Source organism: Aeromonas allosaccharophila, assembly GCF_016026615.1.
Classification (GTDB): Bacteria; Pseudomonadota; Gammaproteobacteria; order Enterobacterales; family Aeromonadaceae; genus Aeromonas; species Aeromonas allosaccharophila.
Genome location: NZ_CP065745.1, coordinates 1828233 through 1844337, shown reverse-complemented (window position 1 = coordinate 1844337; position 16105 = coordinate 1828233). Strand labels below are relative to the sequence as shown.

The 16105-nt window shown below is 60.9% G+C and carries 16 protein-coding genes and 1 tRNA gene; 7 read left to right on the top strand and 10 right to left on the bottom strand.

What is annotated here, in order from left to right:
* Positions 1-23 precede the first annotated feature (23 nt).
* The 8 genes from secD to hinT form a co-directional block, all read right to left on the bottom strand.
* Entirely contained in the window at positions 24-1826 is a 1803-nt protein-coding gene (gene secD, locus I6G90_RS08130) for a protein translocase subunit SecD (RefSeq protein WP_197930668.1), read from the bottom strand.
* Between the two features lie 159 nt (positions 1827-1985).
* Positions 1986-2420 carry a hypothetical protein gene (locus I6G90_RS08125; RefSeq protein ID WP_197930666.1) on the bottom strand — a complete coding sequence of 145 codons (435 nt, stop codon included), beginning with the start codon at positions 2418-2420 and terminating at the stop codon, positions 1986-1988.
* 98 nt (positions 2421-2518) lie between these two features.
* A complete protein-coding gene (locus I6G90_RS08120; protein WP_042655848.1) occupies positions 2519-3376 on the bottom strand; it encodes a DUF6279 family lipoprotein in 858 nt (285 codons plus the stop codon).
* Between the two features lie 3 nt (positions 3377-3379).
* Entirely contained in the window at positions 3380-4237 is an 858-nt protein-coding gene (locus I6G90_RS08115) for a phosphotransferase (RefSeq protein WP_197930664.1), read from the bottom strand.
* Complete coding sequence (lpoB, locus tag I6G90_RS08110; protein ID WP_033135283.1) at positions 4227-4823, bottom strand: penicillin-binding protein activator LpoB; 597 nt, start codon at positions 4821-4823, stop codon at positions 4227-4229. Before lpoB ends, I6G90_RS08115 begins: the two co-directional genes overlap by 11 nt.
* Entirely contained in the window at positions 4823-5221 is a 399-nt protein-coding gene (locus I6G90_RS08105; RefSeq protein WP_197930662.1) for a YcfL family protein, read from the bottom strand. Before I6G90_RS08105 ends, lpoB begins: the two co-directional genes overlap by 1 nt.
* Positions 5222-5303: 82 nt before the next feature.
* Positions 5304-6740 (bottom strand): COG3014 family protein, encoded by a 1437-nt coding sequence (locus tag I6G90_RS08100; RefSeq protein WP_197930660.1) that lies wholly within the window; start codon positions 6738-6740, stop codon positions 5304-5306.
* On the bottom strand, positions 6740-7090 hold the full coding sequence (gene hinT / locus I6G90_RS08095) for a purine nucleoside phosphoramidase (RefSeq protein WP_197930658.1): 351 nt from the start codon (positions 7088-7090) through the stop codon (positions 6740-6742). The genes I6G90_RS08100 and hinT overlap by 1 nt, the downstream gene beginning before the upstream one ends.
* Positions 7091-7342: 252 nt before the next feature.
* Here hinT and I6G90_RS08090 point away from each other — a divergent pair, with 252 nt between their 5' ends.
* On the top strand, positions 7343-9355 hold the full coding sequence (locus I6G90_RS08090; RefSeq protein ID WP_197930656.1) for a methyl-accepting chemotaxis protein: 2013 nt from the start codon (positions 7343-7345) through the stop codon (positions 9353-9355).
* A 69-nt stretch (positions 9356-9424) separates the two neighbouring features.
* On the opposite strand, the gene I6G90_RS08085 is transcribed toward I6G90_RS08090, so the two are convergent.
* Positions 9425-10300, bottom strand: a complete 876-nt coding sequence (locus I6G90_RS08085) for a 6-pyruvoyl trahydropterin synthase family protein (RefSeq protein WP_162518151.1) — start codon at positions 10298-10300, stop codon at positions 9425-9427.
* 79 nt (positions 10301-10379) lie between these two features.
* On the opposite strand from I6G90_RS08085, the gene I6G90_RS08080 reads away from it, so the two are divergent.
* From I6G90_RS08080 to I6G90_RS08065, 4 genes are all read left to right on the top strand, one after another.
* Entirely contained in the window at positions 10380-11723 is a 1344-nt protein-coding gene (locus I6G90_RS08080; RefSeq protein ID WP_197930654.1) for a dihydroorotase, read from the top strand.
* Positions 11724-11835: 112 nt separating this feature from the next.
* Positions 11836-11912, top strand: a tRNA-Pro gene (locus I6G90_RS08075).
* Positions 11913-12191: 279 nt separating this feature from the next.
* The gene (locus I6G90_RS08070; RefSeq protein WP_197931182.1) at positions 12192-12623 is read left to right on the top strand and encodes a CC0125/CC1285 family lipoprotein; all 432 of its coding nucleotides are present in this window, start codon (positions 12192-12194) and stop codon (positions 12621-12623) included.
* A 204-nt stretch (positions 12624-12827) separates the two neighbouring features.
* Complete coding sequence (locus tag I6G90_RS08065) at positions 12828-14087, top strand: dicarboxylate/amino acid:cation symporter (protein WP_042657367.1); 1260 nt, start codon at positions 12828-12830, stop codon at positions 14085-14087.
* 87 nt (positions 14088-14174) lie between these two features.
* Here the strand turns inward: I6G90_RS08065 and I6G90_RS08060 are convergent, their stop codons facing one another.
* Entirely contained in the window at positions 14175-14777 is a 603-nt protein-coding gene (locus I6G90_RS08060; RefSeq protein ID WP_197930652.1) for a DUF924 family protein, read from the bottom strand.
* Positions 14778-15029: 252 nt separating this feature from the next.
* Here I6G90_RS08060 and I6G90_RS08055 point away from each other — a divergent pair, with 252 nt between their 5' ends.
* A complete protein-coding gene (locus tag I6G90_RS08055) occupies positions 15030-15170 on the top strand; it encodes a hypothetical protein (protein ID WP_193392583.1) in 141 nt (46 codons plus the stop codon).
* Between the two features lies 1 nt (position 15171).
* The gene (locus I6G90_RS08050; protein WP_197930650.1) at positions 15172-16089 is read left to right on the top strand and encodes a DUF808 domain-containing protein; all 918 of its coding nucleotides are present in this window, start codon (positions 15172-15174) and stop codon (positions 16087-16089) included.
* Positions 16090-16105: the final 16 nt, after the last annotated feature.

Sequence of the window (16105 nt, the reverse complement as noted above, 5' to 3'; positions counted from 1 at the left end):
TCATCAGCGGGACAGCTGTCCCGTTACACCTTCAACGTGCGCTCGCTGCTGCGTCCCCACAGGGGGTTGATGATGGCGCGCGTCCCCCAGATCCCGGTGATCATGCTGGAGAGCAGACCCAGAATGAGGGTGATGGAGAAGCCCTGCAGCGGCCCGGAGCCGATGGAGTAGAGCACCACGGCGCAGATGAGGGTGGTGATGTTGGCATCGAAGATGGTGTGGAAGGCCGAGCGATAGCCAAAGTCGATGGCGTTGGCCAGTGAGCCCCCTTCTCGCAGACGGTCCTTGATCCGCTCGAAGATCAGCACATGGGTATCCACCGCCATGCCCACCGTCAGCACCAGACCGGCGATCCCCGGCAGGGTCAGTACGGCGCCGGGCAGCACCGCCAGCATGCCGACCTGCATCAACAGGTTGGCGACCAGCGCCGTGATGGCAACCCAGCCGAACTTGCGGTACCAGGCCATCATGAACAGCATCATGCCTGCCATGCCGAAGGCCAGCGCGGTGAAGCCCGCCTCGATATTCTGCATCCCCAGCGTCGGGCCAATGGAGCGCTCCTCGAGGATCTTGAGAGGGGCGGTGAGGGCGCCGGCGCGCAGCAGCATGGCCAGCTCTTGCGCTTCCGGCAGACTGCCTATGCCGGTGATGCGGAACTGGTTGCCAAGGGCGGTCTGGATGGTGGCGACGTTGATCACCTCGCTCTGGGCGCGCAACTTGCCCTGAGCGTTGGTCTTGTACTCGGTGAAGACGGTCGCCATCGGTTTGCCCACATGCTGGCGGCTGAACTGGTTCATCTTGCTGCCACCCAGGGTGTCGAGCACGATATTGACCTGGGGTTGACCCATCTCGCCCATGTTGGCGCGGGCATCGACGATGTGCTCGCCGGTCAGCACCGGTTTGCGCGCCATGCCGACGGCCTGACCGCTGCGATCGGCGATATAGAAGTGGCTGTCGGCTTTGGCCTCGTAGAAGGCCAGCGAGGCGGTGGCGCCGATCACCTCTTTTGCCTGCTTGGGGTTGTGCACGCCGGGCAGTTCGATACGGATACCATCCTGCCCCTGACGTACCACCGAGGCCTCGACGATGCCGAGTTCGTTGATCCGTTTTTTCAGGATCGACAGGTTCTGGGTCACGGCGTTGTTGACCAGCAGGGTGCGCTCCGCGTCACTCAGCACCAGTTTCAGATCATTGCCGGAGCGGGTCAGCTTCCACTGATCCTGACGGGTACCGGCACTCTCCTTGATGATAGAGAGCCAGCTCTCCTGTTCGGCGACCTCCGGCAGGGTCACGGCTACGGCGCCCTGTGCGCTGCGCATGACGCTGGCGCCGCGCAGGTTCGCTTCACGAAAGCGGGTACGCAGGGTATCCACCAGATTCTTGGTCTGGGTATCGATGACAAAATCCACGTCTACCCCGATCAGCAGCTGGGAGCCGCCACGCAGGTCGAGCCCCAGCTTGATGGGATCGGCGCCGAGGCGGGTGATCCAGCTAGGCGCGTTGGAGTAAAACTCCAGGGTGAGGGCGGCACTGTCGACCCCTTGTTGCTCCAGCAACTGCTTGGCGCGCTGCTGTTCGCCCTGGCTGGCAAAGACCAGTTCGACCCGCTCAGGTTGCTCGATCACCTTGACCGGGGTCAGGTGTTTGTCGGTCAGCAGCATCTGTTGCTGGGTGGTCAGGCGCTGCTGTCCGTGCAGGCCGAGGGAGGGCTGCTCACCAAAAAAGGTGGGCAGGGAGTAAAAGGTAAAGGTCAACAGCATCAACAGCAGCAGTGCGTACTGCCACTTGCTCATGCGGTTGAGAATGGTGCGATTGCTCTTTCTCATGGCAAACAAGCCTCTGTCAGGAGAATTGTGCGCAGGCCGATAGCAGCAAGGCTCGGCAAGGCACAAAAAAATGGGATGCATCGGGTGCGGATCAGGCGGTAGCCGGATCCGTCAGGATGAGGAGATGTGCAAACAGTGGATGTGCCAACCCCTCCGGGGTCAGGCGCTCAGATAGCTCTGGTTGAAGCGATATTGCAGATGTTGGTGCTGTAGATGACGCCGGTGGATCGCGCCGAAGTGATGGCGAAAACTCTGTTTGTGATAGAGCTCGGGGGCCAGCATCAGCCAGCCGAGCAGCAACAGCAGGATGGCCTGGGCAGACCAGCTCTGGATCAGCTCGTAGACCACGCTGTCGGGCTGGTCGTCACTGCGCAGGGATTGTTCGAGACGCAGCAGGTGATTCTGATGGCTGCCGACAAACTTGATGACGCCATCATCGCTGTCGCTCAACTGATTGAACACCTGAGTCTGCTGCTGTTCACTGTGGGGATATGCGGGTAGCAGCGGGCCTTCCATTCGGGTGATGGAACAAAGCAGGGTGAGGGCGATAACCAGGGTTACCAGCACCAGTTTGGCTTTGTCGATAAGGCGCAAAAAGTTAATTCCCGATAAATAGAAAGGGCAAACTACCACAGGCGGCGGCGGAGGGACAACCCTTGCCGCCTAATTAGGATGATTCCGAGGTCGCGTTGTCAGCTTCCGGTCATCTGCTCGAAGTCGCGGGCATAGCCCTTGAGCAGGGAGTAGAGATGGGCCCGCTGGGAGATGTCCAGCGACTGACTCATGGCGCTCAGCCAGTTGACCGTGCGCTGGCGCGACTGTTCGGTATAGCCGGTAAAGCGGCCATCCATCAGGCCATCTCCTTCGGCCAGCAGGTCAGTCAGCTCGCGGGTAAAGTCGGGACTCTGGCGCTGCTTCATCAGCCTGTCCAGCTCCTGGGTCCATGACGCCTGAAACTCCAGCCAGGGGGGCATCAGCTCGTATTGCCACTCGGCCCACTGGGCCACCAGTGGCGCCTGTGCCGGTTTCACCTCGCCAATCCAGAACTCGAGCCGCTTGTTCATCTTGTCGCGAAACTCCGCCAGCATCTGTTCTTTGGGCTCGGTGGCGAAGTCGTGCTGCCGTTCCTGTTGCCGCTTGACCCGATCGGTCATGAAGCGGGCGACCTGATCGTCGGTCAGGGTGCGCGCCAGTCTGACCGCGCGGGGAATGGTGTTTTCCAGGGTGCGGGTCAGGCTCTGCTGCACCGCATCGAGGTTGGTCGAGATCTGTGCCGGAGTCATGGGGCTGGCAATGGCTTTGGCCAGCGCATCGAGATCCTTGGCGTAGCGGGGCAGCTCATGCTGGCGGTGCCAGGCCATCAACCCCTTCACCTCGCGGCTGAGCAGATCCTTTTGCGAATAGGAGAGGGCGAAGTAGTCATCCAACTGCCAGATGATGGCGGTATCGAGCCAGTAGTAGATCACCCGGGTGGAGCAACCGGTCAGCAGCAGGCCGATCAGCAGCAGACCCCAGGTTTTCGGCTTGTGCCAGCGCACCTTGTTTATCATCTGTTACTCCAGTCGTTGCCGGTTGATGGCGATCAGGGTGTCATAGTCGGGTGAATCGTCGGGTGAGGCCTGTTGCTCTGCCATCAGCAGGGCCCAGAGCAGGCCGATATAGTCGACCCAGGGTAAAAATGCCTCGCTCTGAAAATCGGGCCACTGGTGGCGCGGCAGGGCCTGCAGATAGTGCGCTTCCAGCGCGTCGCGCCGCTCGGCGGGCCACTCGTGGGTACGCTGGATGCTGGCGAGCTCGAAGCCGGGGTGACCTGCCGCGCCATACTCCCAGTCGATGACCCAGGGGTTGCTTCCCAACAAGTTAGCCGGATTGAGATCATGGTGGCAAGGGCGCCAGCAATCATTTGGCTCGCTACTGGCGAGCAAGCCCCGCTCCAGCGCGGGCAGCCAGGAGGGAATGTGGGCCAGCCGGGCGCGATAGCCCGCCGCGTGGGCTCGCACCGCCATCACTACCGTGGGTAGCGGCAGGCGATGGAGCTTGCGCAGCACCTCAGCCAGCAGACGGGGCTGATCGGCTGCCGGTGGCGCCGCGACCACCCAGTTGGGCTCATCGCACCATTCGAGCAGCATCAGACCGCTCGCGGGATCGCCATAGTGGCAGGGCAGCGCCAGCCCTTCGGCCATCGCCCCCTGATAAAGCTGCCACTCGGTGGGACGGTCGATGCCAAGGCGCAGCGGATCGGGGTGGCCCTGACGCAAAAAGTAACTGCGCCCCGAGGGGAGGCGCAGTCGATAGTTGCAGTTGGTCAAACCTAACCCGAGTGGTTCCAGCAGCCCCTCCCGCCAGGGGGCGGGCAGGCTGGCCAGCAGCGGATCACCGTTGCCCGTCAGCGGGATCCGGTTACCAGCCAAAGGTGGATTTCTTCGCCTGCTTGCGGATCTCTTTCTGATCGGCCCACAGCAGTTCGCCGTTTTGCAGATCCATCAGGTTCATGGTCATCTGGTAGTAGACATCCTTCACCTTGCCATTGTCCTTGACGATGCTGCTGAGGTTGCCATAGACCATGTAGCGGGCACCGGTCTGCTTGCCCAGACGTACCATGGAGGCCGGGTCTACCATGCCGCTGCTCTGCTGGTATTCGAGCTGCTGCTTGACGGCGGCGACCTTGCTCATGTCAACGAAGCGGAATTTGCCGGCCCGCAGCAGCTTGGTGCGGATGGTATCGGTGATGGCTTCGGTATCGATGTGCTCGGAGGTCTTGTTGCGGATGGAGTCCATAAACATCACCGGACGACCGCCAGCGGTGATCTCGCTGGTGGCGGGGGAGGCCAGCATGGAGTCCGCCATCTTGTCGGCGATGGCCTGCAGATCGCTTGAGCCGTAATCGACGGTAACGGTTTCGGTTTCAGTGGGATCGCCATAGCTGACGGTGGTGCTGGAGCAGCCGCCCAGCAGCAACGCGCCGGTCAGGATCAGCAGGGCATGATTCATTTTCATCAGTTGGATTCCTCAATCACTTCGCGTACGTAAATCCGGTAACCCTGCGCCGCCGGGCTGGGCGCCAGGGCCGAGAGGGTGCGGGTCTGATAGCCATGCAGCTTGATGGGGGTCCAGCCACGGCCATCGCTGGCGACCTCCTGACCGGCCTCATCATACCAATAGAACATGTATTGCAGCTTGTTATCGCCGCGCTGGGTGCTGGCGGCGGCCACATTGACCTGCAGCAGGCCGTTTTGCTGGCGGCGGCTCAGTTCGGTCAGGGTGACATTGACATTCTGGTGCTGCTCCAGCGTGGGTGCACCGCCCGCCGGGCCATAGAGCGCAATGCCGGAGGTATTGGTGGCGCAGCCGCTGAGCAGTAGCGCGAGCCCGAGGGCCATCCCGTATGCTTTCATCTTGCTCTCCTTGATTGGGGTGAGTGGGGCAGCGCGTGAGCCTGCCCGTTAATCGTCTCGTTCATCTGCGTTGGCCGTGTGTTCAAAGCGGCATCACCCGGGTGGTCAGACCGGCCCCGAGGCGCTGAACCCAGACCAGAGTGGTGCGTCCCTTGTGGATGGTGAGCGGCAATTGCCGCTGTGCGGCCCCCGCGCCCAGGGTGAGATTGATGTCACCTGCCGACACCATTCCCTGCCAGCTCGATGCCTGCGCTGGCAGCGTCAGCCAGCTGCGGGTATCGGCCCGCTCGGAGAGGGTGTTGAAGATCCCCACCAGAATATTGCCCACATCGCCCCCCTCTTTGGCGGCGGTGTGGCGCATCTGCTCCTTGGCCACCAGTCGCAGCGCCTGACGGGTCAGCATGCCGGGCAGCCGCTCCTGCAGATCTTTGGCGGCCAACGCCTCCAGTCGCACCAGCTCGCTGGTCTGTTCGACCCGTTTGCCGACCTCCACCGTCAGCGGGCCGGTGTCGCTGGCCCGATTATCGTAATAGGGGATGGCGACGGTAAAGGTACGAAAATCGCCGCTGGAAGTGGAGATGGGCAGTGGCAGGAACAGCTCGCGCCGCGCCGGGATCAAGCCATCTTCAAACAGCACCACCAGCTGGCCTTGATCCTTGGCAAGCAGCGGCGCCTTGCGGCCCACCTTTTTTTCGGTCTCGCGGATCTCGTCCGGCGAACCACGCAGCCGCGCCAGTCGCAGCAAGGCATCTTGCAGGCTGCGGTTGTCCGGCGCTATCTGGTAGCCGCGCTGATAGTCGACCCAGGCATCGTTGAGATCCCCCGCAGCTTCATAGAGCACGGCGGAAAAATAGAAGGTGTAGGCGTTCTGAAAACCGTTTTTGACCTTGCCGATCAACCGGTCGAGATCCGGTGCGCCGCGCGACATCAGCTGGCGCATCTCGCCTTCTGCCTCGGCCTCTTCGCTCTCGTCCTTCGCCTTGCGCACCTCGTCGGCTCGCCGTTTCAGGGCCTGCTCCTGCACCTGATTGGCCCGGCGTACCTCCACCAGCGCGCCATCGGCATCCCCCCGTTGCAGGTAGTTGAGGGCCAGATAGTGGTGCAGCATGGTGCGTTCGTAATCGGGGGTGAGATAGGTCATCGACTGATCGTTGGTGAGCAGACTGCCCACCTGATCGAGCCCGTGGCTCAGCCGGTATTCGGCCTGATTGTCTTCCCACTCAAGGCGGCTGTCGGCGGCAGCGAACGCCTGTTTGCTGCCTGCATCCTGACCCGCGAGCCAGGCGATGCGTCCCTCTTCAAGGCGATCGAGGACAAAGGTGTCATCGCCGAGGGTCGAGTCACGCACCTCGGGCAACGCCTCGGCGGCATGGCCCAGCAGCAGCTGGTTGCGCAGCGGCACCATCTGATCCGAGTAGGAGACGAACATATCCTGCCAGCGGGAGGCGCAGCCCCCCAGCAACAGCAGGGCGCCGCAGAGCAACAGGGCGCTGCGGCAGGTTGAGGCGTTGCGATTCATTACAGGCTGAGCAGCGGCCCCAGCGGCTGGCCACCGACCAGATGCATGTGGATGTGGTAGACCTCCTGCCCGCCGTGGCGGTTGCAGTTCATGATGAGGCGGTAGCCATCTTCGGCGATGCCCGCCTCGGCGGCCAGCTTGCGGGCCACGGTGAACATCCGGCCAAGGGCCAGTTCATGTTCGGCTTCCACGTCGTTGACTGTGGGGATCAGGGAATTGGGGATGATCAGAATATGGGTCTTGGCCTTGGGCTGGATATCCCGGAATGCGGTGACCAGATCGTCTTGATAAAGGATGTCGGCAGGGATCTCTTTACGGATGATTTTGCTGAAAATGGTTTCTTGCGCCATGGCTAACTCCCTTATATGAAACAGAAAATTGAACTAGAACCCCAAGCGGCTCCCGAAAGGGGGGCGAGCAGCACGCCAAGTGTGACACAAGCCGACATTTGACACAGCTGATGTCCCATTCCCTTCAGTTATTGTTAAAAATACCGATAGCCAGAGGGACGTCATCTGCACCGCCTGTTCAGGGTGGTATGCAGGGTATCAAAAGGACGGGGTACTCAGGCAAGGGACTTTTGCATATACAGCGGGACAATAATGAAACAAACAATGTCGGATCTCTCCATCTTGCAGCGAGTCTACCTCGGCTTCGCGATCCTGGTGGCCGTGATGGTGGCCAGTTCACTGCTCACATTTCGTAGTCAGGAGACTCTAGGGAACGCGCTGGAGCAGGTTACCCAGCAGTCGATGCCGCTGGTGATTGCCAGCAGCCAGACCCAGATCACCCTGCTCAGCGCCAACAAGTGGCTGGGGGATGTGCTCACCGAGCAGGATCCCAAACAGCTGCCGGCCGAAGTGGCCGAATTGAAACAGGCCAAGGCCGCGGTGGGCAAGAGTCTTGACGCCTTGCGCCAGCAGGTCGCCCACCACCCCGAACTGCAAGGGGAGATGAGCACGCTCAGCCAGCAGGTCGACAGCTACCTGCAACTGACCGACACCCTGCCCGGCGAACACGAGGCACTGCTCACCCGACTGCACAAGGTCAACTTGGCCAAGGGGCAGTTTCAGGTCAGCCTGCCCCAGTTCAAGAAGAGTCTGGGGGACATGATGGTTACCATCGACGACAGCTTCATCAAGATGCTATCCGAGACCCTGACCACCAAGCTCTCCGCCATCGAACTCTCCACCATGGACGCCCTCAATCAGACCATTCCGGCTCCCATCGAAGGGGCACTCAAGCGCAACAAGATGCAGATTGAAGGGTTCAACAGCACCATCAAGGATCTGCAGGGGGAGCTCAAGAACTTCGAGAACGACATGGGCCACTATGTTCACGGCTTTGTACGTGACACCACCGCGAGCGAAGGCGTGCTCTCCCAGTATCTGGCGCTGATGAAGCAGCAGGAGCAGATGCGAGAGAAGAGCAAGCAGGCCAGCGCGCTCATCGTCGAGATCCAGAACCGGCTTGAGCGGATCACCGGCCAGAGCCAGCAGCTGATGAGCCAGAGCATTGCGCACGCCAAAGCTACACAGAGCCAGAGCACTCTGACTCAGGGAACCAGTATCGTGGTCGCCATCCTGATCGCCATGCTGGTGGCCTACACCCTCGGCAAAGCTATTCGCCGCCCGCTCAAAGAGTTGCTGCGGGTACTGACCGAAGTGACCCAGGGCGACATGACCCAGCGCATCGGTTTTCAGAGCAAGAACGAATTCGGTCAGCTGGGCAGCCAGATCAACCTGCTGATCGCCCAGATGGGGGAGGTGCTGGCGCAGCTTTCGCAGGCATCGGCCCAGCTTAACGATGCCGCCCACGGCAACCGTCACACCACCGAATCGGTGCGGGCGGATCTGGAGAAACAGCGTCAGGAGACCGCCTCGGTCGCCGCCGCCATGACCCAGATGGAGGCCTCGGTGCGGGAGGTGGCGCAGGCTGCCAACCAGACCCTGGAGCGGGTGCAGGATGTTGAGAAAGCCTCCGAGACCGGCCGCAAGGTGATGGCAGGCAATATCACCACCACTCATCAGCTGGCGGGCAAGCTGCAACAGACCGGCAAGGTGATTGGCGATGTGAGCGCCATGAGCGGCCAGATCGGCAATATCCTTGATGTCATTCGCGGTATCGCCGAGCAGACCAACCTGCTGGCCCTCAACGCCGCCATCGAAGCGGCGCGGGCAGGTGAGCAGGGGCGCGGATTTGCGGTGGTGGCGGATGAGGTGCGCAGTCTGGCGGGCCGTACCGCCCTGTCCACCAGCGAGATCCAGACCATGATCGAGAACCTGCAGCAGGGGGTTGCCAAGGCGGTGACCGTGATGCAGGAGTGCTCTCGCGAAATGGATAGCTGCGTGGAGCAGAGCTCTCACGCCAACAACGCCATGGAGGAGGTGCAGGGGATCGTGGTGCTGATCAGCGACATGTCGAGCCAGATCGCCTCTGCCGCCGAGCAGCAGCAGGCCACCAGCGCCGATATCGCCACCAACCTCAACCGTATCTCCGATATCTCGGATCTCAACTATCAGGGGATCGAGCGGGTGGCCGAGACCAGCCAGCAGCTGGACTCCCTCGCCGAGCAGCAGGAGAGTCTGGTCAAGCGTTTCCGCCTCAGCGCCTGATGGTCGAAAGTTGAAATAACAAGGCCCCGCAGATGCGGGGCCTTGTCTATTGCGGCAGTGATAAGGGGATCAGGCGTAGGCAATCGCGCCCTTGCCAACCCCTTCATAGGCGACAATCTTGACGAACTTGTCGCCCACCATCTTCTTCACTTCGCGGGCGATGTAGCAGGCCAGCAGCTCGACCGTGGTGTCGGTGTCGATCATCTCCACCTCGGCGCTGGGGATGGCCAGCTGGAACAGCCCCTGCGGCGCCACATATTTGAAGCCGCAGTGATGCTCGCCAAGCTGGGCATTGGCGCGGGGGCTCAAGGCGAGCTCGGTCAACGCCACCTTGTCTTCCTCGGTGCCGAGGTAGATATCGCCCCAGCGTTCGGCCCAGTTGAGCTCTAGCTCACCATCGCGCTCACCATCGACGTGGATCTCGATGGGGGAGCGGTGGCCGTGGGCGATGCGCTGGCAGTTGCCATCGTGCTTTTTCAGGCCGTGGCTGTAGTGGTAGAAGGCACCGTCGATGGCTTCGTGGCGCAGGGTCAGGGAGAGATCCTTGATATTGCCCGGCAGCCGTTTGGCCAGCACCGCCAGCAGGTAGCGAGTCACCGACTCTTTATCAACCAGAGGCGCGGGGATAAAGGCAAAACCCTGGGTTGGGCAACGCAGGTGGATGGAACGACCCGGACGCAGCAGATCCACCGTGCTTTCGTCACCGTCCAGGGTTTCGATATGGATCAGCGGGCACTCGGTCGGCACCAGCAGCTTGTGATCCACCTCTTCATCGATGATCGACTTGATCAGCTTCTTTACCCGGCCAAAGTCCAGCAGCATGCTCATTTCGTTGAGCTCACCGCTCATTTCGATATCTACCAGCCAGCTCTCGCCGACCATGCCGCGGCGTTCGCACAGGTAGCTGGAGTCGATCACGGTCAAATCTCTTACAAATAACTTCATCAGTCAGGCCTTGCTACAGAGAAAGGGCAGTTTGCGATATTATGACCCGCGATTATCGGCAAAGGAACTGGAACCCCCCATGAACAAACTGCTTATCAAAAATGCCACCCTGGTCAACGAAGGCCGCATCTATGCCTCCGATGTGTTGATCGAGGGGGAACGGATTGCCCGCATCGCCCCGGATATCGAGGCGCCCGATGCGCAGGTCATCGATGCCGCAGGTCGTCACCTGATCCCCGGAATGATCGATGATCAGGTCCACTTCCGGGAGCCGGGATTGACCCACAAGGGGACCATCGCCAGCGAATCCCGCGCCGCCGTGGCCGGTGGCACCACCAGTTTCATGGAAATGCCCAACGTCAATCCCCAGACCACCACCCTCGACGCCCTCGAAGCCAAATACCAGATCGCCGCCAACTCCTCCGTCGCCAACTACAGCTTCTATCTCGGCGCCACCAACGACAACCTGGAAGAGATCAAGCGCCTCGATCCCAAGCAGTCCTGCGGGGTCAAGGTGTTCATGGGCTCGTCGACCGGCAACATGCTGGTAGACAATCAGGAGACCCTAGCGGCTATCTTCCGCGAGAGTCCGGTGATGATCGTCACCCACTGCGAAGACACCCCGACCATCGCCAAGGCGGAAGAGGCGGCGCGGGCCAAGTGGGGCGAGAATGTGCCGATGAGCGAGCACGGCCGCATTCGCAGTGACGAGGCGTGCTACAAATCCTCCAGCATGGCGGTGGCGCTGGCCAAACAGTACGGCGCCAAGCTGCACGTGCTGCACCTGACCTCGGCCAAGGAGTTGTCGCTCTTTACCGCCACTCCTGATCTGCGCGAGCTGAAGGACAAGAACATCACCGCCGAGGTGTGTGTGCATCATTTGTTCTTCAACGAGGCCGATTACGACACCCTGGGCAGCCAGATCAAGTGCAACCCGGCGGTGAAGAGTGCCGCCGACCAGCACGCGCTGCTCGATGCGGTGCGCAACGACGTGCTCGATATCATTGCCACCGACCATGCTCCCCACACCTGGGAAGAGAAGCAGAACAGCTACTTCAAGGCGCCGTCCGGCGTGCCGCTGGTACAACACTCCCTGCAGGCGCTGCTGGAGCTCTACCACAACGGCGTCTTCACCCTGGAGACCATCGTCAAGAAGACCTCCCACGCGGTGGCCGAGCGTTTTCAGGTGGAGGAGCGCGGTTATATCCGCGAAGGTTACTTCGCCGATCTGGTGCTGCTGGATCTGGGCAAGCCCTATGTGGTCAACGATGACAACCTTCTCTACCACTGCGGCTGGTCGCCCTTCAACGGCTACCGCTTCCACAGCACGGTGGAGATGACGCTGGTGAACGGCCAGATCGCCTGGCAGAACGGTCAGGTCAGCGACGGTATTTTGGGCAAGCGGCTGACCTTTAACCGCTGATTGTTCGCAAAGCAGGCGAACGCACCGTGGTCGGGGAATTGGCAGTGTTTCCCTGTTGACAGGGCAGGGTCATCTCCATAAACTCTGCCCCCGTCAGCCGAGCTGACTCCGTCGGTGTGTAGCGCAGCCAGGTAGCGCATCTGCATGGGGTGTAGAGGGTCGGAGGTTCGAATCCTCTCACACCGACCAAATTCCCCGGTAAAGGCCTTGTCAAACGACAAGGCCTTTTCTTTTGCGCGCAATTCGGCGCCGGTGTGTGGCCCGGACAGGCGGCTCAGGCCGGAAGGGCGGGCAGAGGCAGCAGCGAACAGAGACGGGTAGAAGAGGCGGCTAGAAGAAACGGATAGAAGAGATGGCCACTGTGATTGTGTCGCCACCGAGGTTTGTGCTGTAGTAACGGCTCAGTTGCCACCCCCCCAGCCGAGGTCCTCTGTGTTTGCATCTCTCTTCAAACCGGTTTGTCTGCTGATGCTCACCCTGCTGCTGGTGGGCTGCGCCACTCCTTATGAAAGTGAAAAGTCGTTCTGGAATGGCCAGACCGGTTTCTCCCAGACCCGGCTTGGCCCGGACAAGTGGCAGCTGGAGTTTGTCGGCAACGATCTGGTGGACAGGGAGACCGCCCGCAAATATGTGCTCAAGCGGGCAGGGGAGCTGGCGCTCGCAGAAGGCTATAGCTGGCTCGGCGTCGATGAGCTGACCATTACCCGTGATGCCGTCAGGGTGACCCCATCGCGGCCGATCTTCGGGTTTGACGAGGATGAACCGGATCTCTTTATGGCCCAGATGCAGGTGCAGCACCGCATCTCGGCGCTGCTCACTTTTCGCCTGTTGCCACGGGCAATGGATGAGCGAACCCTCAACGCGAAATATCTCGCCACAATTAAAACAAACAGTGATTAATATTGGTGGCTTGCAAGATCCATATCACATACACCTAATGGCAGCATAAAATTCTGGAACAACCCTCTAGATTTACCCCCTGCTTTTAGGCATTCTCCCAGCATACCAGCCGCCAGGAATCAACGGCTCGGATCACAAAAACGGACTGTAGTGGCTCCCATGCCACCGTTAACGGCTTGCACCAATCAAAACCGGGACTCCCCCATGAAAATGAATAAACTGACGGTCGCCATCCTCATCTCCATGATGTTTGGCATCCTCACCGGCCAGGGCTATCGCATGTTTGCCGCAGATCAGGCTGCGGATTTCGCCAATAACATCACTATCCTGACCGATATCTTCCTGCGACTGATCAAGATGATCATCGCACCGCTGGTCTTCACCACTCTGGTGGTCGGCATCGCCAAGATGGGCGACACCCGCACTGTCGGCCGCATCGGCGCCAAAACCCTCGGCTGGTTCATGCTGGCCTCCCTGATGTCACTGAGCCTGGGTCTGGTGATGGTGACCCTGATGCAGCCGGGCGTGGGTCTTTCACTCTCCCTGCCCAATGACACCGCCAGTTCCGGTATTGCTGCCGGTGCCATTACCCTGAAAGATTTTGTGACCCACGCCATCCCCAAAAGCGTGGTCGAGGCGATGGCCACCAACGAGATCCTGCAGATCGTGGTGTTCTCCCTCTTCTTCGGTCTGGCTGCCGCCGCGCTCGGCGATCTGGCCAAGCCGGTGGTGGTGCTGATGGCCAGCGCTGCCGAGATCATGCTGAAAGTGACCGGTTACGTGATGAACTTTGCGCCGTTTGCGGTATTTGGTGCCATCGCCGCCATGGTCGCCAAAGAGGGACTGGGTATTCTGGTCACCTACGGCAGCTTTATGGCCCAGTTCTACATCGCGCTGGCCTGCCTCTGGTTGCTGTTGATCGCCATGGGCAGCGTCTTCCTGCGTGGTCGCGTCATCAAACTGCTGGCGCTTATCCGCGAACCCATCCTGCTGGCCTTCTCTACCGCCAGCTCTGAAGCCGCCTACCCCAAGACCCTGGACCGTCTGGAGAAGTTCGGCTGTGACAAGCGCATCGCCAGCTTCGTGCTGCCGATGGGTTACTCCTTCAACCTCGACGGCTCCATGATGTATTGCACCTTCGCGGTGATGTTCATCGCCCAGGCTTATGGCATCGAGCTCTCCATGGCCCAACAGATCACCATGCTGCTGTTGCTGATGGTCACCTCCAAGGGGATGGCCGGGGTGCCGCGCGCCTCTCTGGTGGTGATTGCCGCCACCCTGAACCAGTTCCATATTCCGGAAGCGGGCATCCTGCTGCTGCTGGGTATCGACCACTTCCTCGACATGGGCCGCTCTGCTACCAACGTGCTGGGTAACGCCATTGCCGCCAGCGTGGTTGCCAAGACCGAAGACAGTCTGGGCGAGACCGATGAACTGGGCGAGCGTGAGCCCGCCAAGGCGTAACAACGGTTTAAGCCGCCCGCAGGGTTGGCAGGTTGAACGAAAAATCCCCGTCATGACCATGACGGGGATTTTTTTATATGGCGGGTGTCAGAAGCCGGAGCCCGGTTGCTGCAAAAATTCCACCTCTTCCGGCGTGCTGGTGCGACCCAGTATGTCGTTGCGATGCGGGAAGCGGCCAAAGCGCTCGATGATCACCTGATGGCGGCGGGAAAAGTCAGCAAATCCGGCGAAGGTTGCTTGCGCCGGTGTGCCGGCCTGCTCCGCTGCCAGTGCTTCGAACAGCGCCACGCTTCTGGCTTGCTGTTCACGGGATTCGGCATGTTCCAGCGGCAGATAGAAGAAGACCCGCGCCAGTGGCGAGAGGGATTTGTCAGCCCCGATGGACAACCCTTTCAGGCAGAGATCCCTTGCCAGCGGATCCTGGGCAAAGGCCGCAGGTGTGCCGCGATAGATATTGCGGGGCAGCTGGTCGAGCAGCAGGATCAGCGCCAGCCGACCGCTGGGGGCATTGGCCCAGTGGGCGAGGCTGCCTTCGGCCGCGGCCTTTGCCAGCTCGCTGAAGCGGCTGGCCAGCAGGGTATCCGTTTCGCTGCTTTTTCCCCACCAGAGGGGGGCTTGCCGGGTGGCCCGGAGGGCGTCATCGGCCTCGTCGCCAAACCAGAGATCGAGCAGAGGTTGCCAGGGTTGCATGGGAACTCCTTCAAGTGATTCAGAGGGAACCAAGATCAAATGGCTCAGGGGTGCTGCCGAAACGGCGGCTTCTCGTTACACTGTGCCATCTTTTGCCCGAAAGACGTAACCCCGATGGCGAGCGCCCGATTCTTGGCGCGGCCGATGATGGCCTGCGCTCGCCATGAGGTGGCCCTGTTGCCCACGGTGGTTATCGGGGGGATGTACACCTATCTCCCTGGGTTGTTCTCACTGATATAAGGAATCTCTGATATGGCCGGAACCAGTTTGTTGGCCCTGCTCGATGATATCGCCAGCGTGCTCGATGACGTGGCACTGATGACCAAGGTCGTGGTGAACAAGCGCGAGACATTTTTCGGGAAGACGTTTCTCACTGATACAAGGGATCTTTGATATGGCTGGAACCAGTTTGTTGGCCCTGCTCGACGATATTGCCAGCGTGCTTGATGACGTGGCTCTGATGACCAAGATGGCGGCGAAGAAGACCGCCGGGGTGTTGGGGGACGATCTCGCCCTCAATGCGGAGCAGGTCTCCGGGGTACGGGCCGAGCGGGAGCTGCCGGTGGTGTGGGCTGTGGCCAAGGGCTCATTTCGCAACAAGCTGATCCTGGTGCCCGCCGCCATCGCCATCAGTGCGCTGGTGCCCTGGCTGATCACGCCGCTTCTGATGCTGGGGGGCGCCTACCTCTGCTTTGAGGGGGCCGAGAAACTGGCGCACAAGTTCCTGCCTCATGAGGTGAGCGAGGGGGAGAGTCACGCCACCCCCATTCCCGATGATTTGGCCGCGTTTGAGCAGCAGAAGGTGAAAGGGGCGATCCGTACCGATTTTATTCTCTCTGCCGAGATCATCGTCATTGCCCTTGGCACGGTACAGGGGGCGAGCCTCGCGCTGCAGCTCTCGGTGGTGGCGGGCATCGCCGTGCTGATGACCATCGGGGTCTACGGGCTGGTGGGGCTGATCGTCAAGCTCGACGATATCGGCCTGCACCTGCTGCAAAAGCCCGATGGCAGCGCCCTGCGCCGTGCGGTGGGGCAAGGGCTGCTGGTGACTGCGCCCCGTCTGATGCACCTGCTGGCACTGGTCGGCACCATCGCCATGTTTATGGTGGGGGGCGGCATTCTGGTGCACGGCTGGCCTTTTGCCCATCACCTGATTGAAGGGGCAGCCGCTGTCGTTGCCACCTTGCCGACCGTGGGGGCCGTACTGGCGGCGGTGACGCCAACCCTGCTCAACGCCGTGGCCGGTGTGGTGGCGGGTCTGCTGCTGGTTGCGGTGATGACGCTGGTGAGCCGTCTTGCCCCGGCCAAGTGATAAGTGAACTTACGGG